The organism is Streptomyces sp. yr375, from assembly GCF_900110755.1.
In the GTDB taxonomy this organism is placed as follows: domain Bacteria; phylum Actinomycetota; class Actinomycetes; order Streptomycetales; family Streptomycetaceae; genus Streptomyces.
On the sequence record NZ_FOFF01000009.1, the window covers coordinates 147,928 to 173,492 of the forward strand.

A 25,565-nucleotide genomic window follows, 5' to 3' on the forward strand; every position below is an offset into this window, starting at 1 on the left:
GGGTCACGCCTCCTTGGAGAACAGCGTCCGGCCCCACCAGTCGTCCTTGTCACGGACGCCCGGCGGGACGGCGAAGACGGCCGAACCCACGTGCTGGATGTACTCGTTGAGCGCGTCGGTCGCCAGATGGCGCTGGATGCGGATGAAACCGTCGCTCACGTCCCGCATGTAGGCGAGGAAGAACAGGCCCGCCTCCAGACGGCCGAGACCGTCGGTGCCGTCGGTGAAGGAGTAGCCGCGGCGCAGGATCGTCGCCCCCTGGTTGGAGTCCGGATGCGCGAGCCGTACGTGCGCGTCCGGCTTCATCGCCTTCAGGAACGGCGCGTCGTGCTCCTTGGCCTTGCCGACCGGCGCGCCCTCGCCCTTGTCCCGCCCGAAGATGTCCTCCTGCTCCTGGAGCGGGGTCCGGTCCCAGGTCTCGATGTGCATCCGGATCCGGCGGGCGACGAGATACGAACCGCCCGCCATCCAGGCGGGACCGTCCTTCTCGTCGGCCCACACGAACTTCTTCAGCCGGTCCGTCTCGGTGCCCGCGATGTTGCGGGTGCCGTCCTTGAAGCCCATCAGGTTGCGCGGGGTCTGTGCCTCGGGCGTCGTGGACGACGTCTTGCCGAAACCGAGCTGCGACCAGCGGATGACGACCTTGCCCATCCCGATCCTGGCCAGGTTGCGGATCGCGTGCACGGCGACCTGCGGGTCGTCCGCGCAGGCCTGGACGCACAGGTCGCCGTTGCTGCGGGCCGCGTCGAGCGCGTCCCCGGCGAACTGCGGCAGGTCGACGAGGGCGTCCGGCCGCTGGTCCTTGAGCCCGAATCTGGCGAACAGGGACGGCCCGAACCCGATCGTCAGGGTCAGCCGGGACGGCTTGAGCCCCAGAGCCTCGCCGGTGTCGTCCGGCGGGGCCTCGGGGAGACCGCCGTACGCGCCCTCCCCGACCGCCTTCCCGGCCGTCATCCGGCGCGCCGCCTCGGTCCAGTCCTTCAGCAACCGGACGAACTCGGCGCGGTCGTCCGTCTGCACGTCGAACGCGGCGAAGTGCAGCCGGTCCTGCACGGGCGTGGCGATGCCCGCCTGGTACGCGCCGTGGAAGTCGACGGCGCCGCCCGTGTCGGCCGCCGCGGGGTCGACGTCGTTCCCGGTACGGGTCATCGCGACCGCGCCGCCGGCCGCGGCCGCGCCGAGCGCGAGCCCGGCACCGCCCCACCCGATCAGCGACCGACGGGACGGACTGCTGCTGCCGCCGCTGGCGCTCGGGCTGTGCTCGCTGCTCTGGGTCTCGGACATGTCCCTGGTCTCCCCGGCTACTTCGCCACGGCGGCGGCGAGCTTGGACAGCGGCTCGGCGAGCGCGTTGACCGCGTCCGACAGCTTCTTGCGGTCGGCGGCGCCGACCTTCTCGTACGACGTGAACTCGTACGACGACGTGTTGGGGCGGTAGGTGTCCAGCAGCGTGTTCAGCGCGGCGAACTGCTTGTCCAGCTCGGTGGTCAGGGCCGCGTCGTTCTCCGCGGCGACCGGCTTCAGCAGCTCGTACGACTGCTGCGCGCCCTCGACGTTGGCCTTGAAGTCGACCAGGTCGGTGTGCGCGTAGCGGTCCTCCTCGCCGGTGATCTTGCCGGTGGCGACCTCGTCGAGCAGCTCCTTGGCGCCGTTGGCCATCGAGGTCGGGGTGATCTCGGCCTTGCCGACCCGCTTCTGCCAGTCCGTCAGGTCCGTGACGAGCTGGTCGGCGAGGGTCTTGTCCTCGGCGGTGATCTTCTTGTCCGCGAAGAGCGACTTCTCCAGGCGGTGCCAGCCGGTCCACTTCTGGCCGGCCTCCAGGCCGTCCGCGCGGGTGTCGACCAGCGGGTCGATGTCGCCGAAGGACTCGGCGACCGGCTCGGTGCGCTCCCAGCCGATACGGGACGGGGCGTAGGCCTTCTTCGCGGCCTCGATGTTTCCGGCCTTGATCGCCGCGACGAAGGTGGCGACCCGGGGCAGTGTCTCGTCGGCCTGGGTCTGCGCGTAGCCGCGGTAGGCGGCCACCGCCTTGTCCAGGCGGGGGTCGCGCTTGGCGACGGAACCGCCGGTGACCTTGAGGGCCTGGCGGATGCCGTCGCCCTTCATGCCCGGCTTGCAGGCGATCTCGTACGAACCGGCCTTCACCTCGGCGGTGACCCGCTGCTTGGTGCCGGGGCCGATGTTCTCGCGCTCGCTGACGACGCGGTCGTCCGGGAAGAGGACGTAGACCTCGGTGACCTTGGAACCCTTGTTCTCGATGGCGAGCTCGACGTGCCCGGCGGAGATCTCCTTCTTGGAGGTCTCGCACTTGGAGTCGGTGGCGGTCACGCTGATGACACGGTCGCCGTCTTTCGCGTCACTCTTCGAGGTGCACCCCGTGACGGCGGTCAGTGCGGTCACGGCGGTGACGGCGGTGACGACGGACAGTCTGGCGGCTCGCATTCGGGCTCCCAGCGATGGCTGAATATTCACGTGACAGGACTCACAGGGTTGGTGAGCCTCGCCTAACTTATCCAAGGCTTACCTGCGTAATACCCGCCCGTGCCGTGATTCACCTCTCAAAGGCGCGCCAAGGACACGAGCCGATCACGGTGGCTCAAAACAGACCCCAAGGGATGGTCAAAGGAGATTCAAAGATTCCACTTGGAGGTTCACCTCCCCGGGCGGTGTTTCAATTCCCCGGTGACTGATTACGACGTGCTCCGCGTCTTCTGCGCGCCGAACGGCGGCTACGGCAACGAACTGGGCGTGGTGCGCGAAGGCTCGCTGCTGCCGGACCGCGCGGACCGGCAGGACCTCGCGGCGAAACTCGGCTTCAGCGAGACCGTGTTCGTCGACGACCCCGAGCGCGGGATCATCGACATCTACACCCCCACCGCCCGCCTGCCCTTCGCGGGCTACCCGTGCGTCGGCGTCGCCTGGCTGCTCGACATACCCGAACTCGTCACCCCGGCCGGCGTCGTCGGCACCCGCCTGGACGGCGAGTTCACCTGGATCGAGGCGCGCGCGGAGTGGGCCCCGCCGCGCACCCTGCGCCGGTACGCCACCGCCGCCGAGGTCGACGACCTCGCCATACCGCCGAAGGGCGAGTGGCTCTACGCCTGGGCCTGGGAGGACGAGTCCGCCGGCCGCGTCCGCGCCCGCGGCTTCCCCGGCCGCGACGACGGCATCGACGAGGACGAGGCGACGGGCGCCGCGGCCCTCCTGCTCACCGAACAGCTCGGCCGCGCACTCAACATCACCCAGGGCGCGGGCTCCCAGATCCTGACCGCGCCGCAGCCGTACGGCTGGGTGGAGATCGGCGGCCGGGTGTTCCTGGAGCGCTGAACCCTACGGCCGGTTGCGCGCGTCCGTGGTCTTTTGGACGGCCGTACGGGTGGTCTGGGGTGTGCGGGCGGGGACGAGCGGGGGCGAACGGGGACCTCTGGGCGTGACCACTCAGCCCCGTGAGAGGAACACCATGCGTATCCGATCCGTCCTGGCCGCAACCGTCCTGGGCATCGCCCTCACCGCCGTCGGCGCGACGACCGCCACCGCCGACGAGGGTCCCCGCCACCACCACTTCGGCGGCGACGAGGGCATCTGCAGCCCGTACTTCGGCGGGATCGACACCTCGTCCGCCGACATCGTCTGGGGCGGCGCGCACTGCCACCGCTTCTGACATGACGAGCATGACGTACATGACGTGATGCGACGTGACGTGATGTGACGTGACGTCATCCCGGGCCTCCTCGCCGTGCGGCGCGGGGGCCCGGCTCATGCCGAGAGCGGGAACTCCTCGCCCAGGGCCCGGAAGACCGCCGTGTTCAGCGCGAACGCCCGCTTGCACTCGCTCACGATCCGCTGCTTCTCCAGATCGTCCACGCGCACCCCGTCCAGCAGCTCCCGGTACCCCCGCTTGAACGCCGCCGGGTTGCCGATCCCCTCGAAGACGTAGAACCGGACGCCGTCGCCCTTGCGCTCGAAGCCCCAGGTGCGCTCCGCCTTGTCGCGGATGATCTGCCCGCCGGAGAGATCGCCCAGGTAGCGCGTGTAGTGGTGGGCTATGTACCCGGCAGGCCACCGCTCGGCGCACTCCCGCACCCGCGCCGCGTACGCCTCGGTCGCCGGCAGGGCCGAAAGACCCGCCCGCCACCCCGCGCCCCGCAGATGCGCGAGGTCGCGCTCCAGCGCCGGCAGCCGGAACAGCTCGGGCCGTATGAAGGGCCCCGCCGCCGGGTCCGAGGCCAGCCGCCCGGCGCCAGTCTCCAGCGCCTCGTACACGAACCAGAGCTGCTCGGTGTAGCGCGCGTACGCCTCGACGCCCAGCCTGCCGCCGAGGAGGTCGCTCATGAACGTCGAGGTCTCGGCCTCCACATGCTGCTCGTGGGACGCGGTGCGGATCACTGTCGAGAAGGAGTCCATGGGCTCGATTTTCTATGGTTAGGCTTACCTAAGTCAACGCCTTGCCGACCTTCTGTCGGTATGTTTCCCGACAGTCCGTCGGCAAAAACCTACCCGGCACACGAAAAGCCCGCCCTCCGAGCAGGAGAGCGGGCTGACCGGCGCAGGCCGGTAGAGGGCTGCCGATGGACGACTGCCGGTGGACGGCTACGGGAGGGTGAGGATCTCCGCCCCCGTCTCCGTCACCACCAGGGTGTGTTCGAACTGGGCCGTCCGCTTGCGGTCCTTGGTCACCACGGTCCAGCCGTCGTCCCACATGTCGTAGTCGTGGGTGCCGAGCGTCAGCATCGGCTCGATCGTGAACGTCATCCCGGGCTGGATGACGGTCGTCGCGTGCGGGCTGTCGTAGTGCGGGATGATCAGCCCGGAGTGGAACGACGAGTTGATCCCGTGCCCCGTGAAGTCCCGCACCACGCCGTACCCGAACCGCTTCGCGTACGACTCGATGACCCGCCCGATGATGTTGATCTGCCGGCCGGGCCGGACCGCCTTGATCGCCCGATCCAGGGACTCCCGGGTCCGCTCCACCAGCAGCCGCGACTCCTCGTCGACGTCCCCCACCAGGTACGTGGCGTTGTTGTCGCCGTGCACACCGCCGATGTACGCCGTCACGTCCAGGTTGACGATGTCGCCGTCGCGCAGCACCGTCGAGTCCGGGATGCCGTGGCAGATGACCTCGTTGACGCTGGTGCACAGGGACTTCGGGAAGCCGCGGTAGCCCAGGGTCGACGGGTAGGCGCCGTGGTCGCACATGTAGTCGTGCGCGACCTTGTCGAGTTCGTCGGTGGTGACCCCCGGCGAGATCAGCTTCGCGGCCTCCGCCATCGCCTGCGCGGCGATCCGGCCGGCCCGGCGCATCGCCTCGACCGTCTCGGGCGTCTGCACCTCCGGTCCGGTGTACGGCGTCGGCGCGGGCTTGCCGACGTACTCGGGGCGGCGGATGTTTCCGGGCACGGAACGGATGGGGGACTGCACCCCTGGGACGAGTAGCGACTGGCCAGACATGCCGGTGAGTCTAACGAGCGGCCATGGGGGAACATGTCGGTGGCGAGAGGAGCCGTCATGCCCCTGTTCAAGAAGCGGACCGTCGGCAAGCCGGGCGAGTGGTACTACTGCCTGGAGCACAAGAAGGTCGAGGAGGGGCCGGAGTGCCCGGGCAAGGACCGCTTCGGCCCTTACCCCACCCGCGTGGAGGCCGAGCACGCGATGGAGAGCGCCCGGGAGCGCAACCTCCAGTGGGAGAACGACCCCAAGTGGCACGACGCCCCGACGACGGGCGGCACACCGGACGAGGACTGATCACACACCCGTTCACACGTCCACGACGGGCGCGGCTGCGGCTCCGGCTGCGGTCGCGGTCCGCTGGTTCCGCAGCCGCGCCGCGTGCTCGTTCGTGCGGACGTCGTACGTCATCAGCCCCGGCAGGCAGAGCGCGAGCAGTCCCACCGCCCCGACGCACAGCACCCCGCCCGACCAGACGGACGTCCGCACCCCCAGCCACCCCGCGAAGCCGCCGCTGCGCAACTGGCCGACCGTCGGCCCCACCGAGTAGGACAGCAGCTCGATCCCGGCGAGCCGTCCGCGCAGCTCGTCCGGGATCGTCTGGTTCCACATCACCCCGCGGAAGATCCCGCTGACCATGTCGAAGCCGCCGGCCAGGACCAGGAACAGCAGCACCAGCCAGACGTCCCCCACGAGCCCCGCGCCCGCGATCGCCAGGCCCCACAGCGCGGCCGACAGCACCACCAGCCGCCCGTGCCGGTGCACCCGCGCGGTCCAGCCGCTGGTCAGGCTCACGAGCAGCGCCCCCGCCGGCACGGCCGCGTACATCAGGCCGAGCGACCACCGCGCGTCCAGTTCGTCGGCGAGGAACGGCAGGACGGCGAGCGGCATCGCGAGGAACATCGCGGCCAGGTCGACGGCGTACGTACCGAGGAGCTCCTTGCGGCTCCAGGCGTACCGGGCGCCCTCGGCGATCGCCCTGAGCGAGGGCTTCGCGGCCTCGTGCGCGGCGGGCGAGGCGGCGATCGGGACGACCAGGGCGACGGAGGCGACGAAGGTGAGCAGGTCGGCGGCGTAGGCCCAGCCGAGACCCGCGTACGCGACGACGACGCCGGCCAGCGCCGGTCCGGCGACCCCGCCCACGGTCCACCGCAGCGAGTTCAGCGAGGCCGCCGCCGGCAGGTGCTCGTGGGCGACGATGCGCGGCCACAGCGAGTCCAGCGCGGGCCGTTGGACGGAGGAGAGGGCGGAGGACAGCGCGGCGACGAGGTACAGCGGCCAGAGCGCGGGGCCGGGCATCAGCGCGTTGACCAGCAGCGCGGCGCTGAGCAGTCCCTGCCCGGCCTCCGTCCACAGGATCAGCTTCCGTTTGTCCCACGCGTCGGCGAGCGCCCCGCCGTACAGCCCGAACACCAGGAGCGGCACCAGCTCGACGGCCCCGATCGCCCCCACGGCCACGGCCGATCCGGTCAGTTCCTTCATCTGCACCGGCAGCGCGACAAAGGTGAGGAAACTCCCGAAGTTGGAGACGGTCCCCGACACCCAGAGCCGCCGGAAGTCCCGTGAGGCCCGCCAGGGAGCAAGGTCGGGAAGCAGTGCGCGGAACCCGGTGGGGGAGGGGGAGGCGGCGGCGGGGGTGTCGTCGGGGGTCACGAGGGGCCATGTTCGGCCGCCGGGGAAGGGCCGGGCAACTGCTTTTCGCCCTGAGGCGGGTGGGCGGGTGGAGGGTTACCAGGGGGGAGGGGGCGGGGCTGTCAGGCGTTCGGCGAGGTGGGTGAGGCGGTCGGTGAGGCGGCGGCGGCCTCTGGTCGGGGGGAGGGTCTCGCCGGCCGCCGCGCTCACCAGGTGCTGCACGGTGTCGAGGTCCAGCTCGGAGCCGTCCGGCACGGGCAGCGTCTCGTGGGCCAGGGCCGTCAGGTCTCCCTCGCCGGGGCCGAGGGCGAGGATCGTGACGCCGGCGCGACGGGCGTCCGCCACGCGTTCGAGGAGCGGCGCGTCCCCCGACGGAGATGCCACGAGCAGCGTCTCGCCCCGCCGGGCCGCCTCGATCCGGCCCAGGCCCACCGCGAGATGCGCGGGGTCCGAGGGCCGCGCGGCATGCCGGACGAGCGTCGGCGCCAGCTCCGGCGTACCCGACCACGCCGCCTCGTCCACCAGATGCGCCGCGAGATGCCACGGCTCGTACGCCGCCGTCCCCACCAGCAGCAGCCCGCCCCCGTGCGACACGACCGACCCCCGCAGCACCGCGCCGAACCTCCGCGTGGCCCCCAGCCACTCGGTCCCGGCGAGCACCTCACGCAACAACGCGACCCGTACGGCGTCCATGCGGCCGCATCCTGCCCCAATCGGCGACCGGAGGCGGACGGTTCGCCGTTCCGTTCACCCTGCGCGGCGAAGGGGCGTCCGCCACGCCCACGTAAAGTCGGTCCATGACCTCTACCGACAGTGACAGTGCACAGAACACCCCTGTGAGCGCCCCCGCGAGCGCCCCGGCGGGTGCCCCGGCGAAGGCTCCCGCCAAGGACCCGTGGGACCTTCCCGACGTCTCCGGGCTCGTCGTCGGCGTGCTCGGCGGGACCGGTCCGCAGGGCAAGGGCCTCGCCTACCGGCTCGCCAAGGCCGGCCAGCAGGTGATCATCGGCTCGCGTGCCGCCGACCGCGCCCAGGCCGCCGCCGACGAGATCGGCAACGGCGTCGAGGGCGCCGACAACGCCGAGACCGCGCGCCGCAGCGACATCGTGATCGTCGCCGTACCGTGGGACGGCCATGGCAAGACCCTGGAGTCACTGCGCGAGGAACTGGCCGGAAAGCTCGTCGTCGACTGCGTCAACCCGCTCGGCTTCGACAAGAAGGGCGCGTACGCGCTGAAGCCCGAGGAGGGCAGCGCCGCCGAGCAGGCCGCCGCCCTGCTGCCGGACTCCCGTGTCGCCGCCGCCTTCCACCACCTCTCGGCGGTCCTCCTCCAGGACCCGGAGGTCGACGAGATCGACACCGATGTGATGGTGCTGGGCGAGGAGCGGGCCGACGTCGAGATCGTGCAGGCGCTGGCCGGCCGGATCCCCGGCATGCGCGGCGTGTTCGCCGGGCGGCTGCGCAACGCCCACCAGGTGGAGTCCCTGGTCGCCAACCTGATCTCGGTCAACCGCCGCTACAAGGCCCACGCGGGCCTGCGCGTCACGGACGTATGAGCGCATGGGGGACACTGGGCGAAGCCGTATCAGTGTCCCCCGAGTCCTTTACAGCCTCCTCAGCCCCCCGAGTCCTCTGAGCCCCGACAGGAGAGCAGCCCCATGTCCCGCCTCGCCCTCTACGCCCTCGTCGTCTGCCTCCTCGCCACCGCCGCGGCCGTCGTCTCCTTCGTGCAGGGCAGTTGGCTGGGCGTCGTGTGGGTGTTGCTGGCCGGGCTGTCCAGCAACATGTGCTGGTACTACGTGAAGCGCGGCAAGACCGTCACCGGCTGACGCACATGTCGGGCGTGCCCTCCCAGAAGCGGTACAGCCACTGACCGCAGTCGATCTCGCCCGGGGGCACCCCGAGCGCGTCGAGGACCCAGTAGATCGCGTCGAAGAACTCCCGGTTCACCGCCGGCACCCACAGCAGCGCGAACACGAACAGCAGCCCGAACGGCGCGAAGGGCTCCACCTGCCGCTTCACGCCGTGCGACAGCCAGGGCTCGACGACCCCGTAGCCGTCCAGCCCAGGCACCGGCAGGAAGTTCAGGAGCGCGGCCGTCACCTGGAGCATGGCGAGGAAGGCGAGCGCGTACCGGAACTCGTCCGGCACCCCGGCCAGCGCGTGCAGCCAGAACGGGGCCGTGCACACCGCCGCGAACAGTACGTTCGTCAGCGGGCCGGCCGCCGAGATCAGACTGTGCCGCCACCGCCCCCGGATCCGCCCGCGCTCGATGAAGACGGCGCCGCCCGGCAGACCGATCCCACCCATGATCACGAAGATGACCGGCAGCACGATGCTGAGCAGGGCGTGCGTGTACTTCAGCGGGTTGAGCGTCAGATACCCCTTCGCGCCGACCGAGATGTCACCGCTGTGCAGGGCGGTACGCGCGTGTGCGTACTCGTGCAGACACAGGGAGACGATCCAGGCGGCCGTCACGAACAGGAACACCGCCACGCCCGGCCGCTCGGCGAACCCCGTCCAGGTCGCCCAGCCGGTGACCGCCGTCACGGCCAGGATCCCGAGAAAGACGGGACTGATCCTCCGCTCGCCGCGGCTGGTGGTGGCGGTGGTCATGGGGCCCCCTGCTTCGTAAGCACGTGTGGAACATCGGGAACATCTGGATCGCGTGGAACCGCCCGACCGTACCTGGCCGGGACGTACGGGGAAAACGTCCCGAGACCGACCATAGGTTCCTAGGAGGGCGAACCGAAGGCGGACCGAGGGCGGACCGAGGGCGGACCGAGGGCGGACCGAGGGCGGACCGAGGTTTACGGAAGCCCGACCCGCCCGCGCTCGCCGCGCCGCACACGCCACCCCGCCCGAACTCCGTGACCGTCCGCGCTCCCACCGGAGAGAATGGACCCCGTGCGCTATCGCATCCTCGGCACCACCCAGGCACTCCGTCCGGACGGCACCCCCGTCACCGTCGGCGGGGCGCGGCTGCGCGCCCTGCTCACCGTGCTCGCGCTGCGGGCCGGGCGGAGCGTGCCCGCGGGGTTGCTGACGGAGGAGGTGTGGGCCGGGAACCCGCCCGCCGACGCGCCGGGCGCGCTCCAGGCGCTGGTCGGGCGGCTGCGCCGGGCCCTCGGGGCGGGCGCGATCGCCTCCGCCGAGGGCGGCTACCGGCTGGCCGCCGCTCCCGACGACGTCGACCTGCACCGGTTCGAGCGGCTGACCGCCGACGGCACGCGCGCCCTCGCCGACGGCGACCCCACCAAGGCGGCCGTGCTCCTCGACGACGCCCTCGCCCTCTGGCAGGGCCCGGCCCTCGCCGACCTGCCCGACCGGGCTGCCGAGGCGGCCCGCTGGGAGGCCCGCCGCCTCGACGCGGTGCGCGCCCGGCACACCGCCGCGATAGCCCTCGGCCACGCCGAGCGGACGCTGCCCGAACTGACGGCCCTGTGCGACGCCCACCCGCTGGACGAGTCCCTCCAGGCCCTACGCCTACGCGCCCTACGCGCAGCAGGCCGCACAGCCCAGGCCCTGGCCGCCTACGACACCACCCGCCGCCTCCTGGCATCCCACCTAGGCACCGACCCCGGCCCCGAACTACGCACCCTCCACGCAGAGTTGCTCAACCCGAACGGCCACGGGGCCCCGGGCGACCGGACAGCCCCGGGCGACCGCGTGGCCGCGAGGGGGGCTTCCCGTTCCGGCGATCCCGGCCGTCCCGCCGACCCCGGCGAGTCCCCGCACCCAACCCCACCCGCAGGTAATCTCCGCGCCCGGCTCACCTCCTTCGTCGGGCGGGAGGGGGACATCGTGGCCATTCGGGGGGACCTGGCGAGTGCGCGGCTTGTTACCTTGCTCGGGCCCGGTGGGGCCGGGAAGACGCGGCTGTCGCAGGAGGCCGCCGAGGCCGTACGGGACGCGGCCCGGCCCGGCGCGCGCGACGGCGTCTGGCTGGCCGAACTCGCTCCCGTCGCCGACCCGGACGCCGTGCCGCAGGCCGTCCTCACCGCCGTGGGCGCCCGCGAGACCGTGTTGTTCGGCGCCGGCGCCGAGGAGTTGCGGGCCGCCTCAGACCGCCACGACGACCCCGTGGAACGGCTGGTCGAGCACTGCGCCCGACGGCGCATGCTGATCGTCCTCGACAACTGCGAGCACGTCGTCGAGGCCGCCGCCCGCCTCGTCGAGGAACTGCTCGCGCGCTGCCCGGGGGTGACCGTGCTGGCCACCAGCCGGGAGCCGCTCGGCGTGCCCGGCGAGGTGCTGCGCCCGCTGGCCCCGCTGCCGCAGCCCGCCGCGCTGCGGCTGCTCGCCGACCGCGGCGCAGCCGCCCGCCCCGGCTTCCGCACCGACGCCGACGCCGAGACCGCGGCGGCCTGCGCCGAGATCTGCCGGCGTCTCGACGGTCTGCCCCTCGCGATCGAGCTCGCGGCCGCCCGGCTAAGGATGTTGACGCCCCGTCAGATCGCCGACCGGCTCGACGACCGCTTCCGGCTCCTCACCTCCGGCAGCCGCACCGTCCTGCCCCGCCAGCAGACCCTGCGGGCCGTCGTCGACTGGTCCTGGGACCTGCTCGACGAGGACGAACGCGACGTTCTGGCCCGGCTGTCGGTCTTCGCCCGCGGCTGTGACCTCGCCGCCGTCGAGGCGGTGTGCGGCCCCGGCGCGCGCGGCCCGCTCGACTCCCTGACCCCGCTCGCCTCCCTCGTCGACAAGTCGCTCGTCGTCGCCGCCCCCGGCCCCGGCGGCGACATGCGCTACCGGCTCCTGGAGACCGTCGCCGAGTACGCGGCCGAGCGGCTCGACGAGTCCGGCCGACGGGCCGCCGCCGAGCGCGCCCATCTCACGTACTACCGCGAACTCGCCCGCACCACCGAGCCGTTGCTGCGCGGCCCCGGCCAGCGCGCCGCCGTCGACCGCTTCCAGACGGAGTACGAGAACCTGCGCACCGCGCTGCGCCGCGCCGTCGCCGCCCGCGACGAGCAGGAGGCGCTCTGCCTGACCCTGTCCCTGGTCTGGTACTGGCAGATGCGCGACCTGCGCATCGAGGCCCGCACCTGGTGCGCCGAGGTCATTGCCCTCGGCCCCGACCCCTTCGCCGAACCCCTGCACCGTGCCGCCCCGGTGTGGAAGTCCGCCATCGACGCCCCGCCCCCGCTGACCGGCGAGGCCCTCCGGGAGGCACGCCGCGGTGTCCATCTGGCCCAGCTCGCCTGCATGGACACCGAGTTGGAGGCCTGGCAGACCCCGGCCGCGCAGGCCAAGCTGCGCCTGATCGCCGCCGCCTACGAGCCCGGCCTCCCGCAGACCTGCCGCACCCCCGGCCTGCTCTGGTTCTACGCCGTGCTGCTGTCGGGCGACGTGGAGCGCGTCCGCACGATCGTCGACGCCAACATCGACACCTGCCGCCGCACGCCCGGCTACGAGTGGGAGCTCGCCTCCTGCCTGCAACTGCGCGCCAACATCCTCGCCAACCGCGCCGACTGGGCCGAGAACGCCTTCCGGGACGCCGCCGAGGCGCTGGAGATCTTCCGGCGCCTGGGCGACGACTGGGGCGTCGCCGAGGCCCTCTCCGCCCGCGGCGAGGCCCACGAGCGGCTTGGCGCCTACCACCAGGCCGCCGCCGACTTCATGGACGCCATGGAGTGCGCCGAACGGCTCGGCGCCCGCGCCCAGTCGGCGGTCCTCTCGGCCCGGCTGGGCAACGTACTGCTGGAGTCGGGGGAGGAGGAGCGGGGCGAGCGCGTCCTGCGCGAGGTCGTCGACGGGCCCGAGCACGTCGGCAGCGAGGCCGTCCCCGCCGCCCGCCTCTTCCTCGCCGGCTGGCTCTCCTTCACCGGCCGCACCGCCGAGGCCCGCGAGCAGTTCCGGCTGCTGCGCGAGGACTTCACCTTCGGGCACTTCGTGTTCTTCGACGCGTACGTCCTGGGCGCGGAGGCCTGGCTGGACGTCGTCGACGGCCGGTACGAGCAGGCCCTGACCGGTGTCCGCGGGGCCCTGGAACGGGCCACGGACCCGCTGTCGGTGGCCATGGCCCCGCACACCCGCTCCTTCTACCTCTGCGTCGCCGCGACCGCGCTCACCGGCGTGGACGGCGGCAGCCGCGCCGCCGACGCCGCCCGCTGCCTGGGCGCGGCCGCCGCCCTGCTGCCGTCGCGCTACGTGTCCCCGCGCCCGGAGCGCGAGGCCCGCGAAGCGGCCATGACCCGCACCCGCGCCGCGCTCGGCGACGAGCGGTTCGAGGCCGCGTACGCCGAGGGCGGCGGCCTCTCCTACGAGGGGGCCACCGCCCTGGTGTGAGCGCCCTTCAAGGGCTTGGTGCTCAGTGCTCAGCGCTCAGTGCTTGGTGCGGAACTTGTGGATCGAGACCGGCGCCATCACCGCGGTGAGCCCCACCGACCATGCCAGCGTCACCCACAGCCCGTGCGCGACCGGACCGCCCACCATGAGTCCGCGCGCCGCGTCCGCGAGCGAGGACAGCGGGTTGTACTCGGTGAAGTTCTGCAGCCAGCCCGGCATCGAGTTGGTCGGCGCGAAGATCGACGAGCCGAACTGCAACGGCATCAGCACCAGGAAGCCCATGGCCTGCACGGACTGCGCGCTCTTCATCGTCACGCCGAGGGTGAGGAACACCCACATCAGCGCCGAGCCGAACACCGTGGCGAGCCCCACCGCGCCGAACAGGCCGGGCCAACTGGTGACGTTGAAGCCCACCAGCACGCCCACCAGCAGGAGGATCGCGCACGCGACGAGCATCCGCATCAGCTCCACCACGATCTTGGCGATCAGCACCGAGCCGCGCCCGATCGGCAGGGACCGGAAGCGGTCCATGACGCCGGAGTTGAAGTCGGTGTTGAACCCGGTGCCCACGCCCTGGGACATGTTCATCCCCATCATGGCCAGCAGCCCCGGCACGACGTACTGCACGTACGCCTCCTGTCCGCCGCCCAGCGACTGGCCGATGGAGCCGCCGAAGACGTACACGAACAGCAGTGTGAAGATCACCGGGAACAGTACGGCGTCGAACATGGACTCCGGGTCCTGGCGGATCCACAGCAGGTTGCGGCGGATCAGCGCGCCGGTGTGCCGCAGGTGGCTGCGCAGCGGGATACGGGCGTCCGCGACAGTGGCGGTGGCGGTGGTCAGGGTGGCGGCGCTCATACGGCGACCTCCTCGCGGGTCTCGGTGGTCTCGGTGTCCTGCGAGGTGCCGGCGCGGTGGCCGGTCAGGGACAGGAACACCTCGTCCAGGCTGGGGAGTTCGGTGCTGATGGCGGAGACGGTGACCCCGCGCGCGATCACCGCGCCGACCACCGCGGTCAGTTGCTCGTCGCTGAGGATCGGCACCAGCAGCGCGCCGCCCGCGGTGTCGACGGTGGTGCCGGCGAGCCCGGTGACGCCCAGCTCGTCGATCATCCGGGCCAGCGGCCGCACCTGGAGCGGATCGACGGGCCGTACGCGCAGCGTCCGCCCGCCGACCTTCGCCTTCAGCTCCTCTATCCCGCCGTTCGCGATGACCTTGCCCCGGTCCACCACGGTCAGCTCGGAGGCGAGCTGCTCGGCCTCCTCCATGTACTGCGTGGTCAGCAGGACCGTCACGCCCTCCCCGACCATCGACTTGACCTCGGTCCACACCTCGTTGCGGGTGCGCGGGTCTAGGCCGGTGGTCGGCTCGTCCAGGAACAGCACCTGCGGCCGGCCGATCATCGACGCGGCGAGGTCGAGCCGCCGCCGCATACCGCCGGAGTAGGTGCTCGCCGGCCGCTTGGCGGCCTCGGTCAGCGAGAACCGCTCCAGCAGCTCGTCGGCGCGCGTCCGGGCGTCCTTGCGGGACAGGTCGAGCAGCCGCCCGATGAGGTACAGGTTCTCCCACCCGGGGAGCTTCTCGTCCACCGAGGCGTACTGCCCGGTGAGCCCGATCACCCGGCGCAACTGCCGGGGCTGGCGTACGACGTCGTAGCCGACGACGGTGGCCTGCCCGCTGTCGGGGGCGAGCAGGGTGGACAGGATCCGCACGAGAGTGGTCTTCCCGGCGCCGTTCGGCCCGAGCACCCCCATCACGGTCCCCTCGCGTACGTCCAGGTCGACGCCGTCCAGTGCCTTGGTCTCGCCGTAGTGCTTGACCAACCCCCGAACGGTGACAGCGCTTCCCGCGCCACTGGTGTTCTTGTCGATTCGCGTCATGGGAAGAACCGTGCCAGCCCCCACCGACAGACCACCGACAGCCCGCCTACACGACGCCGACAGCCCGCCCACGACGCCGACAGCCCGCCGACGGGGGACGGTCGGCGGGCCGTCATTGGTGCGGAGTCGGCTCAGTGGACGCTGTGCTCCTCCTGCGGGAACGTTCCGCCGACGACGTCCTCGGCGAACGCCTTCACCGCGTCGCCCATGACCGTCCGCAGGTCGGCGTACTGCTTGACGAACTTCGGGACCCGCCCGCCGGTCAGCCCGAGCATGTCGGTCCAGACCAGCACCTGCGCGTCGGTCTGCGGTCCGGCGCCGATGCCGATCGTCGGGATGTGCAGCATCCGTGTGACCTCGGCCGCCAGCTCCGCCGGAACCAGCTCCAGGACCACCGCGAAAGCGCCCGCGTCCTGGATCGCCTTCGCGTCGCGCAGCAGTTGCTGCGCGGCCTCCTCGCCGCGCCCCTGCACGCGGTAACCCGTCGTGTGCACGGACTGCGGGGTCAGGCCGATGTGCGCCATGACCGGGATGCCGGACTCCACCATCAGCTCGATCTGCCGGTGCGAGCGCTCGCCGCCCTCCAGCTTCACGGCCCCGACCCCGGCCTCCTTCACCAGCCGGGTCGCCGAGCGCAGCGCCTGCACCGGCCCCTCCTGGTAGGAGCCGAACGGCAGGTCGCCGACGACCAGGGCGCGCTTCGTACCGCGTACGACCGCCGCCGACAGCATGGTGATCTCGTCGAGGGTGACGGGCACGGTCGTCTCGTACCCGAGGTGGCAGTTGCCCGCCGAGTCGCCGACCAGGATCACCGGGATCCCGGCCTCGTCGAAGACGGACGCGGTCGTCGCGTCGTACGCGGTGAGCATGGGCCACTTCTCGCCGCGCTCCTTGGCGACGGCCAGGTCGCGGACGGTGATGCGGCGGGTGCCCTTCCCTCCGTACAGCGCCTTGCTGCCGTCGGAGGTCTTCGGGTGGGCAGCCGAAAGCTGCGTCATTGCAACGACTCCTTCGTCATCTCGAGGCGCCCTCACGGCGTCCCCGGACCACCACCCATGGTGGCACCTCGGGTCGGGGAGGACCAGAGCACCCCCCCGTGGGTAAGGCCTCGGTAAGGAAAAGGGTAAGAAACGCGGAAAGAGAATCGATACGAGACGGTCTCGTATCGGAAGTGTTTTAGGCTCGATGTCATGACTACTCCTGCCGTTCCCGCTGCGCCGCGGATACCGGAATCGGTGCACCGGCGCCGCTGGGCGATCCTCGGCGTCCTGATGCTGAGCCTGCTGATCGTGGTGCTCGACAACTCGATCCTGAACGTCGCGATCAAGACGATCTCGACGCCCGCCCCGACCGGCCTCGGCGCCACCCAGAGCGAGCTGGAGTGGGCCATCAACGCCTACACGCTCGTCTTCGCGGGGCTGCTGTTCTCCGCCGGTCTCCTCGGCGACCGGATCGGCCGCAAGCGGGTGCTGCTCGGCGGGCTCGCCGTGTTCGGCATCGGCTCCGCGCTCGCCGCCGAGTCCGGCTCGCCCGCCCAGCTCATCGCCTTCCGCGCGCTGATGGCGCTCGGCGCGGCCTTCGTGATGCCCGCCACCCTCGCCGTCCTGATGAACGTCTTCGAGCGCGACGAGCAGCCCAAGGCGATCGGCATGTGGGCGGGCGGCGTGGGCCTGGCCATCGCCATCGGCCCGATCACCGGCGGTCTCCTCCTCGACCACTTCTGGTGGGGCTCGGTCTTCCTCGTCAACGTGCCGATCGTGCTGCTCGCGTTCGGGCTGATGCTGTGGCTGGTGCCCGAGTCCCGCGACCCGAAGCCGGGCCGGCTCGACCCCGTCGGCGTCACGCTGTCCGTCGTCGGCCTGGTCCTGCTCGTCTACGGCATCATCAAGGGCGGCGAACTGGCCGACTTCACCGACCCGACCGTGCTCGCGACCATAGGGTCCGGGCTCGTCGTCCTCGCCGCGTTCGTGGTGTTCGAGAAGCGCAGCGACCATCCGTCCATAGATGTCGGCTACTTCAGGAACAAGGTGTTCTCCGCCGCGATCTCCGTCATCGCGCTGGTCTTCTTCGCGCTGATGGGCGTGACCTTCTTCTCGGTCTTCTACACCCAGAGCGTGCGCGGCTACTCGCCGCTGAAGACGGGCCTGTTGCTGCTGCCGCTGGCCGCCGCCCAACTGATCTTCGCGCCGCGCGCCCGGCTGGTCGTGGACCGCATCGGGATCAGGGCCACGACCACGGCGGCGATGCTCGTCCTGGCGGCGACGCTGACGGCGTTCGCCATGCTGGACGCGGACACCCCGATCTGGATCCTGGAGCTCGTCTTCTTCTGCATGGGCACCGGAATGGCCCACATCATGACCCCGACCAGCGTCGTCATCATGCAGGCGCTGCCCCGCGAGAAGGCCGGCTCCGCCTCCGCGCTGAGCAACACCTTCCGGCAGGTCGGCGGCGCGCTCGGCATCGCCGTCCTCGGCTCCGTGCTGTCGACGTCGTACCGCGACGGCATCGAGGGCCACCTCGGCGCGCTCCCGGCCGGTCTGCGCGACACGGCGGGCGAGTCCATCGAGGCGACGCTCGGGGTCGCCGCGAAGCTCGGCGCACCGGGCCGGGCGCTGATCGCCCCCGCCAACGACGCCTTCCTGCACGCCATGCACGTCACCGCCCTGTGCGGCGCCGGGGTGGCGCTGGTGGGCGCGGTCGTGGTGGCCGCGTTCCTGCCGGGCCGGCCGAAGGCCGCCCAAGAGGACACGGAAGAGGGGGAGTTGGTGCGGACGAAGTCGTAGGCCGGGCGACAATTCCCGGTACGACGAGAAGATCAGCGGAAGGACCGAGCGACCAGTGGACGTGAGCCTCGCCGACGACGGCACCGACAACGGCACCCACAACGGCACCCACAACGGCACCGACAACGGCACCGACAACGGCACCCACAACGGCACCCACAACGGCACCGACGACAGCGCCGCTAGTGGCGCCGGTAGTGGCGCCGTGGAGCAGCCCGTCCGGGGGCGGCCCCGCAGCGAGGCCGTCGAACGGGCCATCATCGAGGGGACGTTGAAGCTGCTGGAGGAGGGCGTCCCGCTCGCCGAGATCTCCATCGAGCGCATCGCCCGTACCGCCGGTGTCGGCAAGGCCACCATCTACCGCCGCTGGAGCGGCAAGGAGGAGCTCTTCGTCGACGTCCTGCGCGCCACCGAGCCCGAGGACCCCCAACTGCTCCCGGGCACCTCCATGCGCGACGACCTGATCATGCTGCTGGAGTGGCTGCGGCAGCGCGGCCTCGCCAGCCGTTCCTCGGCGATCCTGCGCAACGTGCACGCCCAGATGAAGAGCAGCCCGAAGATCTGGGCGGCCTACCACTCCGCGGTCATAGCGCCCCGCCGCCGGATGAGCATCGACGTCCTGTGCCGAGGCCAGGAGAACGGCGAACTCCGCGCCGACCTGGACGTGGAACTGGTGAACGACCTCATCGTCGGCCCGATGATCGTCCGCTCCGTCCTGCGGCCCGACGCCGAGCTGCCCGAGGACCTTCCGGAGCGCATCGTCGACACGCTGCTGGCCGGGCTACGCCCCGTCAGTTCCCCGGCCGCGTAGCCCGCGTGTGCGCGTTTCGTCACAGAGCGGGCCGCGCACCCCGGCCCCGGAACCCGGGACAGCGCCCCGTTCGTCCTCGTGCCCGTACGGCCGTCACGGGACGGCGAGAACGAACCCGAACATCCCCTAGGGTCGTACCCGGGGGACGGACGGTGCACGGCAGGCAGTGAGGCGACGGTATGGCGCAGCAGGCGTACATGACGGAGACGGACGACAACGGAGGCTCGGGACCCGAGCCTCGGGGAACCCGGCTTCGGCGCCTGATCGGTACTTTCCTGCGCACCTTTTCCCGCGCTCCCGGGCGGGCCTTCGCGGGCTGGCGCGGCGATCCGCGCGTCTGGCGGAGGGGCCTGGTCCTCACCGGGTTCGCGCTGGCCTTCTCCCTGGTGATGCTGGTGCACTCGCGCATCCCCAACCGCTACGGCAACCTCGGCAGCCTCACGGAGACGTTCCTGCCCTGGATCGGCGTGTTCGTGCCGGTGCTGCTGGTGCTCGCGCTGGTGCGCAGGTCGGCGACCGCGCTGATCGCCGTGATCCTGCCGGCCGTGGTCTGGCTGAACCTCTTCGGCGGGCTGCTCGGCGACAAGACCGGCAGCGGCGGGGACCTCACCGTCGCCACCCACAACGTCAACGCCGAGAACCCGGACGCCGCCGGCACCGCCCGTGACGTGGCCGCGTCCGAGGCGGACGTGCTGGCCCTGGAGGAGCTGACCGAGCCGGCGGTGCCGGTGTACGAGAAGGCGCTGGCGGCGACGTACAAGTACCACTCGGTGCAGGGCACGGTCGGCCTGTGGAGCAAGTATCCGCTGAGCTCCGTGCAGCCCGTCGACATCAAGCTGGGCTGGACGCGCGCGATGCGGGCGACGATCACGACGCCGCAGGGGCAGGTCGCCGTCTATGTCGCGCATCTGCCCTCGGTGCGGGTGAAGGTGCAGGCCGGGTTCACCGCCCGGCAGCGCGACACGAGCGCGGACGCGCTGGGTGAGGCGATCGCCGACGAGCCGCTGGCCCGGGTGATCCTGCTCGGCGACCTGAACGGCACCATGAACGACCGCTCGCTCAACGCGGTGACGTCCCAGATGCGCTCCACGCAGGGCGCGGCGGGCAACGGCTTCGGCTTCAGTTGGCCCGCGTCGTTCCCGATGGCGCGGATCGACCAGATCATGGTGAAGGGCGTGGACCCGGTGACGTCCTGGACCCTGCCCCGGACGGGCAGCGACCACCTTCCGGTGGCGGCGCGTGTGAAGGTCACCACACCTTAACCAGCAGGTCATCTGCCGGAATACAAGGCCGGGGATGCTTTGTTCCGTAGGTAAACATACGAAGCGTGCGCATCGTATGACTAACGGAATCCGCTCTCCCCGAAAGGCTGACTTCTCCATGCCCCTGGCCCTGCTCGCCCTGGCCGTGGGTGCCTTCGGCATCGGCACCACCGAGTTCGTGATGATGGGCCTGCTGCCCGACGTCGCGGCCGACCTGCGTGTGTCGATCCCGACGGCCGGACACCTGGTCTCGGCGTACGCGATCGGCGTCGTCGTCGGCGCCCCGCTGCTGGCCGCGCTGACGGCCCGGCTGCCGCGCCGGACCGTCCTGATCTCCCTGATGGTCCTGTTCGTCGCGGGCAACGCCCTCTCGGCCCTCGCCCCCGGCTACGACTCGCTCCTGGCCGCCCGCTTCCTCAGCGGACTGCCGCACGGCGCGTTCTTCGGCGTGGGCGCGGTGGTGGCCACCAACCTGGCCGCGCCGGAGCGCAAGGCCCGCTCGGTGTCGCTGATGTTCCTCGGCCTGACCGTGGCCAACGTGGCGGGCGTGCCCGTCGCCACCCTCGTCGGCCAGGGCCTCGGCTGGCGCGCGACCTTCCTCGGTGTCAGCGTGATCGGCCTGGCCGCGATCGTCTCCCTGGCCCTGCTGATCCCTCGCCACCTGCCGCAGGCGGCGCCCGCGACGGGCCTGCGCGGCGAACTGGCGGCCCTGAAGTCCCTCCCGGTCTGGCTGGCGCTGGGCACGACGGTCGCCGGCTTCGGCGCGCTCTTCTCCGCGTACAGCTACATCACGCCGATGCTGACGGACTCCGCCGGGTACGCCGACTCCAGCGTGACGCTGCTGCTGGCCCTGTTCGGCGTCGGCGCGACGATCGGCAACCTGCTGGGCGGCCGCCTCGCCGACCACGCGATGCGCGCCACCCTGTTCACCGGCCTGACGTCCCTCGCCGTCGTCCTGGCCCTCTTCCCCCTCCTCATGACAACGACCTGGGGCGGCGCACTGGCCGTGTTCCTCCTGGGCGTGGCGGCCTTCATCACAGGCTCCCCCCTGAACCTCATGGTCATGGAAGAAGCGTCCACCGCCCCCTCCCTGGCCTCCTCCGCCAATCAGGCAGCCTTCAACCTCGCCAACGCGGGCGGAGCCTGGATCGGCGGCCTGACCCTGGCAGCAGGCTTCACGGCCACCTCCCCGGCACTCGCAGGCGCGGCGCTGGCGATCCTGGGCCTTCTGGTAGCGGCCACCGCCTACACGGTGGACCACCGCCGCACCCCACAGCCCACAGCCCGCGAACGAATCATCGCCACCCACGTACCACAGCCTGCGGAAACGGGCGTTCATCACTGATGGCCTCCCGGCGGCGAGCCCGTCGGGAGGACCGTGTTTTCCACAGCGGGGCAGGCAGGCCTGCCGTCGGGGTGCGTCAGTACGGCGTCCGCGCCGGCATCAGGGCGCGCACGAGGGGATTTCCGGCGGAGGCTGTCGGTGGCACGAGCAGCGGCACCGGTGGACGAGCAGTACGTGTGTGGAGTGGGGCAGCGGTATGTCCTTGAGTTGGCGGCACCAGGCGTGTACGTCGTCGTAGCCGGGCTTGCGTGCCAGCGTGCACTCTGCGGACAGGACGGGCGCGTCGGCCGCCGTCACGGGTGGACGCCAGGCTGGGGCAACCTGGCGCCCCGGCTGCCGGCGACGCGCAGTACAGCGCCGAGGACCTGCGTGGTCGCCCGCAGCGCGCCCCGTAACGCGTACTCGCCCGCCTTGCCGTCGTCGAGGACGGCTCTCGCGTCCGCCAGGACGTCGGCGGCGTCGTGGAGTTGGGCCGCCTCGATCTCGTCCGCGAGCCGCGACAACGGGCTGGGGGTGTCGCCTGCCGACACGAAACAGGGGTTGCCGGTGTCGCTCTCCCAGGGCAGCAGCCGCAGCCCCGCAGGAGGCGCGGCCACGGCGTCTCGGTCGTAGCTCACTCGCTCACCTTTGTCAGGTGTGCGGTCGCTCGCGTCAAGGGCATTATGAAGGCTCCCTTCCGGGGGAACCGGGGCGGTGTGTCTGCTTGGCGGTAGGACACCGTCCCGGCATGGTCCAGCCGACGGAAGTCGGCTACTGGCTCAAGCCAGTTTGGGGACGGGCGGCCGTCCGCGTCAAGCGACTGGCTTAAGCCAGTTGATATGCTGGGGGTATGACAGCCTCCGCATCCTCCTCGAGCCAGCCGCCGAGCAGACGCATCGCCGAGGAACTGCGGGCCGCCATCGAGGCCGGGCGTCTCGCGCCCGGTGACAAACTGCCCTCGGAGCGGGCTCTCGCCCAGCAGTACGGAGCCGCGCGCAACACGGCCCGTGAGGCGATCCGGATTCTCTCGGAAGCGGGACTGGTGACGGCCCGTCACGGAAGCGGGGTCTTCGTACGGGAGTCGCAGCGGCTGTTCCGGTTCGGCAGCGACCGGTACGCACGCGCCAACCGCGAGACCGGTCTGACTCCGTTCCGGCTCGAAGCCAGGCGTCAGGGCAAGGAGGCCCGCATCGACGTCGTCGCCGTCACCCGTGAGCACCCGCCCCGGGACATCGCCGAGCGCCTGGGCGTGGCGGCCGACGAGGAGAGCGTGCTGCACCGGGAGAACCACTACTTCGCCGACGACGAGCCCGTGCAGATCGTGTCGACCTACCTCAGGTGGGACGAGGCCGACGGCACACCACTGACGCAGCCCCGGACCGGCAAGGACGGGATCTACGGCCGGCTAGAGGACCTCGGCCACGTCATGACCCGCGTACGGGACGAGATCACCGCGCGCATGCCGACCCCGGCCGAGGCGGCGGTCCTCGGGCTGCCCTCCGGCGTGCCCGTCATCGAAGTCCTGCACACCAGCCTGGACCAGGAGGGCGAGCCGTTCGAGGTGTCCCGCTACGTGCACCGCGCGGACCTGACCGGCCTGCTCTACGAACTGGCCGTCGAGTAGTCGCCCTATGCCCGAGGAGCCCAGCATGCAGAGCACCGGCATCGTCGTCCGCCCCTTCCGGGACACGGATCTCCCCGGCGCCGCAGCGGCACTGACCGACGTGCACGCCACCGACGGCTACCCGGTCGAGGGGGTGGCCCGTCCGGCGGACTGGCTGCGGTCCGACGACGTACTGGCCTCCTGGGTGGCGGAGGCCGGGGGAAGGATCGTCGGCCATGTGGCGGTGATGCGGCCGTGTGGCGAGGGCGCGGTGACGCTGTGGCTCGAACAGAGCGCGGCCGACGGGCAGCACATCGAGCAGCACATCGGAGTACTGGCCCGCCTCTTCGTCGTCCGAGACGCCCGCAGGCGCGCCGTGGGCGAGCAGTTGGTCCGGACGGCCATGGGCTACGGCTTGAGTCACGGCCGCCGCCTGGTCCTCGACGTGATGGTCAAGGACCAGGCCGCCATACGTCTTTACGAGCGCCTCGGCTGGTCCAGGACGGGGCGGACGACCCACCACTTCGGCGCGGGACAGAGCATCGAGGCGATCTGCTACGCCGCCCCCGGCGATGGGGGCTTCGCGACTCCGCAGTCCCCTGACGTCGCGACCAGGTCCGCGGAGTACTGATCGTCCCGGGTGAGGGTGTCGTCGTGCCGTTTGTGGAAGCCTGCGGCGTTCTTGACTGTGTGGTGCCGGTTGGTGAGAACGCGGAGACCGGCCAGCGCGCCCCGTGTGTCGTTCAAGCGGGCGAGGGCGCGCTGGGCTGATGGTTAGAGGGACTCGCGCCAGGCGTTGGTGATGGGGAGGCGGCGGTCCTTGCCGAAACCCTTTGCGGAGATCTTCGTGCCCGGCGGGTACTGGCGCCGCTTGTACTCGGCGGTGTCCACCATGCGCAGGGTCTTGGCGACCAGCTCACGGTCGTAGCCCGCCGCGACGATCGCGTCGGCGCCCTGGTCCCGGTCGACGTACATCTCGAGGATCGCGTCCAGGACGGGGTAGTCCGGGAGGGAGTCCGTGTCGACCTGGCCGGGGCGCAGCTCCGCGCTCGGCGGCTTGGTGATCGAGTTCTCGGGGATCGGCGGGGTCTGGCCGCGCTCCGCAGCGGCGCGGTTGCGCCACTCCGCCAGGCGGAAGATCCACGTCTTGTACACGTCCTTGATGGGCCCGTACGCCCCCACCGAGTCGCCGTACAGCGTCGAATACCCCACCGCCAGCTCCGACTTGTTGCCGGGGGCCAGCACGATGTGGCCCTCCTGGTTGGAGACGGCCATCAGCAGCGTGCCGCGCAGCCGGGACTGGAGGTTCTCCTCCGCGAGACCCGTCAGGCCCAGGGACGACATGTACGCGTCGAACATCGGCTCGATCGGGACCGTGCGGAAGTTCAGGCCGGTCCGGCGCGCCAGCTCCGCCGCGTCGCCCTTGGAGTGCTCGGAGGAGTACTTCGACGGCATCGACACGCCGTACACATGCTGCGCGCCCACCGCGTCGCACGCGATCGCCGCCACCAGCGCCGAGTCGATGCCGCCCGACAGACCGATCAGCACCGACGTGAAGCCGTTCTTCGCGACGTACGCCCGCAGGCCCACGACCAGCGCCGAGTAGATCTCCTCGGCGTCGTCCAGCCGCTCCGCGTACCCGCCGGACAGCTCCGGCTCGTACGCCGGCAGCGGCTCCTGCGACAGCACGACGCGGTCGATGCGCAGACCGTCGTCGACGACGCCCGTCGGCGCGTCGGCCGAGGCCGCCGGCAGGTCGAGGTCCAGGACCACGCAGCCTTCCGAGAACTGCGGCGCCCGCGCGATCACCTCGCCGTCCCTGTCGACGACGATCGAGTCGCCGTCGAAGACCAGCTCGTCCTGCCCGCCGATCATCGCGAGGTAGGCGGTGGTGCAGCCGGCCTCCTGGGCCCGCTTGCGGACCAGCTCCAGGCGGGTGTCGTCCTTGTCCCGCTCGTAGGGGGAGGCGTTGACCGAGAGCAGCAGACCGGCCTCGGCGGAGCGCGCCGCCGGTACCCGGCCGCCGTCCTGCCAGAGGTCCTCGCAGATGGCGAGCGCCACGTCCACCCCGTGCACCCGGACCACCGGCATGGTGTCGCCGGGCACGAAGTAGCGGAACTCGTCGAAGACGCCGTAGTTCGGCAGGTGGTGCTTGGCGAAGGACAGGACCACCTCGCCGCCGTGCAGCACCGCCGCCGCGTTGCGCGGGGAGCCGGCCGGGCGGCCGAACTTCGGCTGGTCGTCCTGCGACCGGTCGAGGTAGCCGACGATCACCGGCAGCTCCCCGAAGCCCTCCTCGGCGAGGCGCGCGGCGAGCGCGCGCAGGGCCGCGCGGGAGGCCTCGACGAAGGAGGAGCGTAGGGCGAGGTCCTCGACGGGATACCCGGTCAGCGCCATCTCCGGGAACGCCACGAGATGCGCTCCCTGTTCGGCGGAGTGCCGGGTCCAGCGGAGGATCGTTTCGGTGTTGCCGGCGAGGTCGCCGACGCGCGAGTCGATCTGGTTCAGAGCGAGACGAAGTTGAGGCACGGA

General features: G+C 71.5%; 24 protein-coding genes. 12 read left to right on the plus strand and 12 right to left on the minus strand.

Translation table 11 applies throughout. The features are described from left to right. Positions 1–3: 3 nt before the first annotated feature. Positions 4–1,284, minus strand: a complete 1,281-nt coding sequence (gene efeB, locus BMZ82_RS12600; RefSeq protein ID WP_093774893.1) for an iron uptake transporter deferrochelatase/peroxidase subunit — start codon at positions 1,282–1,284, stop codon at positions 4–6. A 17-nt stretch (positions 1,285–1,301) separates the two neighbouring features. Beyond that, complete coding sequence (efeO, locus tag BMZ82_RS12605) at positions 1,302–2,441, minus strand: iron uptake system protein EfeO (protein ID WP_093774895.1); 1,140 nt, start codon at positions 2,439–2,441, stop codon at positions 1,302–1,304. A gap of 240 nt (positions 2,442–2,681) precedes the next feature. Here efeO and BMZ82_RS12610 point away from each other — a divergent pair, with 240 nt between their 5' ends. Both BMZ82_RS12610 and BMZ82_RS12615 read left to right on the plus strand, forming a co-directional pair. Continuing rightward, a complete protein-coding gene (locus tag BMZ82_RS12610; protein WP_093774897.1) occupies positions 2,682–3,326 on the plus strand; it encodes a PhzF family phenazine biosynthesis protein in 645 nt (214 codons plus the stop codon). A gap of 133 nt (positions 3,327–3,459) precedes the next feature. Next, a complete protein-coding gene (locus BMZ82_RS12615; RefSeq protein ID WP_093774899.1) occupies positions 3,460–3,660 on the plus strand; it encodes a hypothetical protein in 201 nt (66 codons plus the stop codon). Between the two features lie 95 nt (positions 3,661–3,755). Here the strand turns inward: BMZ82_RS12615 and BMZ82_RS12620 are convergent, their stop codons facing one another. Continuing rightward, complete coding sequence (locus BMZ82_RS12620) at positions 3,756–4,403, minus strand: biliverdin-producing heme oxygenase (RefSeq protein ID WP_093774901.1); 648 nt, start codon at positions 4,401–4,403, stop codon at positions 3,756–3,758. Between the two features lie 186 nt (positions 4,404–4,589). Further along, positions 4,590–5,447, minus strand: a complete 858-nt coding sequence (gene map / locus BMZ82_RS12625) for a type I methionyl aminopeptidase (protein ID WP_093774903.1) — start codon at positions 5,445–5,447, stop codon at positions 4,590–4,592. A gap of 57 nt (positions 5,448–5,504) precedes the next feature. Here map and BMZ82_RS12630 point away from each other — a divergent pair, with 57 nt between their 5' ends. Continuing rightward, positions 5,505–5,741, plus strand: a complete 237-nt coding sequence (locus BMZ82_RS12630) for a hypothetical protein (protein WP_093774905.1) — start codon at positions 5,505–5,507, stop codon at positions 5,739–5,741. 12 nt (positions 5,742–5,753) lie between these two features. On the opposite strand, the gene BMZ82_RS12635 is transcribed toward BMZ82_RS12630, so the two are convergent. After that, entirely contained in the window at positions 5,754–7,097 is a 1,344-nt protein-coding gene (locus BMZ82_RS12635) for an MFS transporter (RefSeq protein WP_093774906.1), read from the minus strand. Positions 7,098–7,172: 75 nt separating this feature from the next. After that, positions 7,173–7,769: a hypothetical protein gene (locus BMZ82_RS12640; protein ID WP_093774907.1), complete on the minus strand. Its 597-nt coding sequence runs from the start codon at positions 7,767–7,769 to the stop codon at positions 7,173–7,175. A gap of 104 nt (positions 7,770–7,873) precedes the next feature. Here BMZ82_RS12640 and npdG point away from each other — a divergent pair, with 104 nt between their 5' ends. Then, positions 7,874–8,632 (plus strand): NADPH-dependent F420 reductase, encoded by a 759-nt coding sequence (gene npdG / locus BMZ82_RS12645; RefSeq protein ID WP_256251877.1) that lies wholly within the window; start codon positions 7,874–7,876, stop codon positions 8,630–8,632. 102 nt (positions 8,633–8,734) lie between these two features. Continuing rightward, positions 8,735–8,905, plus strand: coding sequence for a hypothetical protein (locus BMZ82_RS40670; RefSeq protein ID WP_177244470.1), 171 nt, complete (start codon positions 8,735–8,737; stop codon positions 8,903–8,905). Here BMZ82_RS40670 and BMZ82_RS12650 read toward each other — a convergent pair. Further along, positions 8,895–9,692: a site-2 protease family protein gene (locus BMZ82_RS12650; RefSeq protein ID WP_093774909.1), complete on the minus strand. Its 798-nt coding sequence runs from the start codon at positions 9,690–9,692 to the stop codon at positions 8,895–8,897. The two genes, BMZ82_RS40670 and BMZ82_RS12650, sit on opposite strands and share 11 nt — an antisense overlap. A gap of 282 nt (positions 9,693–9,974) precedes the next feature. Between BMZ82_RS12650 and BMZ82_RS12655 the strand changes: the two genes are divergently transcribed. Continuing rightward, positions 9,975–13,367, plus strand: coding sequence for an AfsR/SARP family transcriptional regulator (locus BMZ82_RS12655; RefSeq protein ID WP_093774911.1), 3,393 nt, complete (start codon positions 9,975–9,977; stop codon positions 13,365–13,367). A 36-nt stretch (positions 13,368–13,403) separates the two neighbouring features. Here the strand turns inward: BMZ82_RS12655 and BMZ82_RS12660 are convergent, their stop codons facing one another. The 3 genes from BMZ82_RS12660 to panB form a co-directional block, all read right to left on the minus strand. Further along, positions 13,404–14,228, minus strand: a complete 825-nt coding sequence (locus BMZ82_RS12660; RefSeq protein ID WP_093774912.1) for an ABC transporter permease — start codon at positions 14,226–14,228, stop codon at positions 13,404–13,406. Beyond that, positions 14,225–15,250 carry an ATP-binding cassette domain-containing protein gene (locus BMZ82_RS12665; protein ID WP_093774914.1) on the minus strand — a complete coding sequence of 342 codons (1,026 nt, stop codon included), beginning with the start codon at positions 15,248–15,250 and terminating at the stop codon, positions 14,225–14,227. The genes BMZ82_RS12660 and BMZ82_RS12665 overlap by 4 nt, the downstream gene beginning before the upstream one ends. A gap of 131 nt (positions 15,251–15,381) precedes the next feature. Continuing rightward, entirely contained in the window at positions 15,382–16,248 is an 867-nt protein-coding gene (gene panB, locus BMZ82_RS12670) for a 3-methyl-2-oxobutanoate hydroxymethyltransferase (protein ID WP_093774916.1), read from the minus strand. 192 nt (positions 16,249–16,440) lie between these two features. On the opposite strand from panB, the gene BMZ82_RS12675 reads away from it, so the two are divergent. The 4 genes from BMZ82_RS12675 (at position 16,441) to BMZ82_RS12690 (ending at position 21,451) form a co-directional block, all read left to right on the plus strand. After that, entirely contained in the window at positions 16,441–18,033 is a 1,593-nt protein-coding gene (locus BMZ82_RS12675) for an MFS transporter (protein WP_093774918.1), read from the plus strand. Between the two features lie 205 nt (positions 18,034–18,238). Continuing rightward, positions 18,239–18,844, plus strand: coding sequence for a TetR/AcrR family transcriptional regulator (locus BMZ82_RS12680; protein ID WP_093774920.1), 606 nt, complete (start codon positions 18,239–18,241; stop codon positions 18,842–18,844). 179 nt (positions 18,845–19,023) lie between these two features. Next, positions 19,024–20,106, plus strand: a complete 1,083-nt coding sequence (locus tag BMZ82_RS12685) for an endonuclease/exonuclease/phosphatase family protein (protein ID WP_093774922.1) — start codon at positions 19,024–19,026, stop codon at positions 20,104–20,106. A 118-nt stretch (positions 20,107–20,224) separates the two neighbouring features. Continuing rightward, complete coding sequence (locus BMZ82_RS12690) at positions 20,225–21,451, plus strand: MFS transporter (RefSeq protein WP_093774924.1); 1,227 nt, start codon at positions 20,225–20,227, stop codon at positions 21,449–21,451. Between the two features lie 293 nt (positions 21,452–21,744). Here BMZ82_RS12690 and BMZ82_RS12700 read toward each other — a convergent pair whose 3' ends face one another. Further along, complete coding sequence (locus tag BMZ82_RS12700; protein ID WP_093774928.1) at positions 21,745–22,068, minus strand: hypothetical protein; 324 nt, start codon at positions 22,066–22,068, stop codon at positions 21,745–21,747. A 212-nt stretch (positions 22,069–22,280) separates the two neighbouring features. On the opposite strand from BMZ82_RS12700, the gene BMZ82_RS12705 reads away from it, so the two are divergent. Further along, positions 22,281–23,054, plus strand: a complete 774-nt coding sequence (locus BMZ82_RS12705; protein ID WP_093774929.1) for a GntR family transcriptional regulator — start codon at positions 22,281–22,283, stop codon at positions 23,052–23,054. Between the two features lie 25 nt (positions 23,055–23,079). Then, positions 23,080–23,664, plus strand: a complete 585-nt coding sequence (locus BMZ82_RS12710) for a GNAT family N-acetyltransferase (protein ID WP_093775053.1) — start codon at positions 23,080–23,082, stop codon at positions 23,662–23,664. A 143-nt stretch (positions 23,665–23,807) separates the two neighbouring features. On the opposite strand, the gene BMZ82_RS12715 is transcribed toward BMZ82_RS12710, so the two are convergent. Next, the gene (locus BMZ82_RS12715) at positions 23,808–25,562 is read right to left on the minus strand and encodes an NAD+ synthase (protein WP_093774931.1); all 1,755 of its coding nucleotides are present in this window, start codon (positions 25,560–25,562) and stop codon (positions 23,808–23,810) included. Positions 25,563–25,565: the final 3 nt, after the last annotated feature.

Coding starts and splice junctions, on each gene's coding strand:
- efeB (WP_093774893.1), bottom strand. CDS start 1,284: ATGTCCGAGACCCAGAGCAGCGAGCACAGCCCGAGCGCCAGCGGCGGC.
- efeO (WP_093774895.1), bottom strand. CDS start 2,441: ATGCGAGCCGCCAGACTGTCCGTCGTCACCGCCGTCACCGCCGTGACC.
- BMZ82_RS12615 (WP_093774899.1), top strand. CDS start 3,460: ATGCGTATCCGATCCGTCCTGGCCGCAACCGTCCTGGGCATCGCCCTC.
- BMZ82_RS12620 (WP_093774901.1), bottom strand. CDS start 4,403: ATGGACTCCTTCTCGACAGTGATCCGCACCGCGTCCCACGAGCAGCAT.
- map (WP_093774903.1), bottom strand. CDS start 5,447: ATGTCTGGCCAGTCGCTACTCGTCCCAGGGGTGCAGTCCCCCATCCGT.
- BMZ82_RS12630 (WP_093774905.1), top strand. CDS start 5,505: ATGCCCCTGTTCAAGAAGCGGACCGTCGGCAAGCCGGGCGAGTGGTAC.
- BMZ82_RS12640 (WP_093774907.1), bottom strand. CDS start 7,769: ATGGACGCCGTACGGGTCGCGTTGTTGCGTGAGGTGCTCGCCGGGACC.
- npdG (WP_256251877.1), top strand. CDS start 7,874: ATGACCTCTACCGACAGTGACAGTGCACAGAACACCCCTGTGAGCGCC.
- BMZ82_RS40670 (WP_177244470.1), top strand. CDS start 8,735: ATGTCCCGCCTCGCCCTCTACGCCCTCGTCGTCTGCCTCCTCGCCACC.
- BMZ82_RS12650 (WP_093774909.1), bottom strand. CDS start 9,692: ATGACCACCGCCACCACCAGCCGCGGCGAGCGGAGGATCAGTCCCGTC.
- BMZ82_RS12655 (WP_093774911.1), top strand. CDS start 9,975: ATGGACCCCGTGCGCTATCGCATCCTCGGCACCACCCAGGCACTCCGT.
- BMZ82_RS12660 (WP_093774912.1), bottom strand. CDS start 14,228: ATGAGCGCCGCCACCCTGACCACCGCCACCGCCACTGTCGCGGACGCC.
- BMZ82_RS12665 (WP_093774914.1), bottom strand. CDS start 15,250: ATGACGCGAATCGACAAGAACACCAGTGGCGCGGGAAGCGCTGTCACC.
- panB (WP_093774916.1), bottom strand. CDS start 16,248: ATGACGCAGCTTTCGGCTGCCCACCCGAAGACCTCCGACGGCAGCAAG.
- BMZ82_RS12675 (WP_093774918.1), top strand. CDS start 16,441: ATGACTACTCCTGCCGTTCCCGCTGCGCCGCGGATACCGGAATCGGTG.
- BMZ82_RS12685 (WP_093774922.1), top strand. CDS start 19,024: ATGGCGCAGCAGGCGTACATGACGGAGACGGACGACAACGGAGGCTCG.
- BMZ82_RS12690 (WP_093774924.1), top strand. CDS start 20,225: ATGCCCCTGGCCCTGCTCGCCCTGGCCGTGGGTGCCTTCGGCATCGGC.
- BMZ82_RS12705 (WP_093774929.1), top strand. CDS start 22,281: ATGACAGCCTCCGCATCCTCCTCGAGCCAGCCGCCGAGCAGACGCATC.
- BMZ82_RS12710 (WP_093775053.1), top strand. CDS start 23,080: ATGCAGAGCACCGGCATCGTCGTCCGCCCCTTCCGGGACACGGATCTC.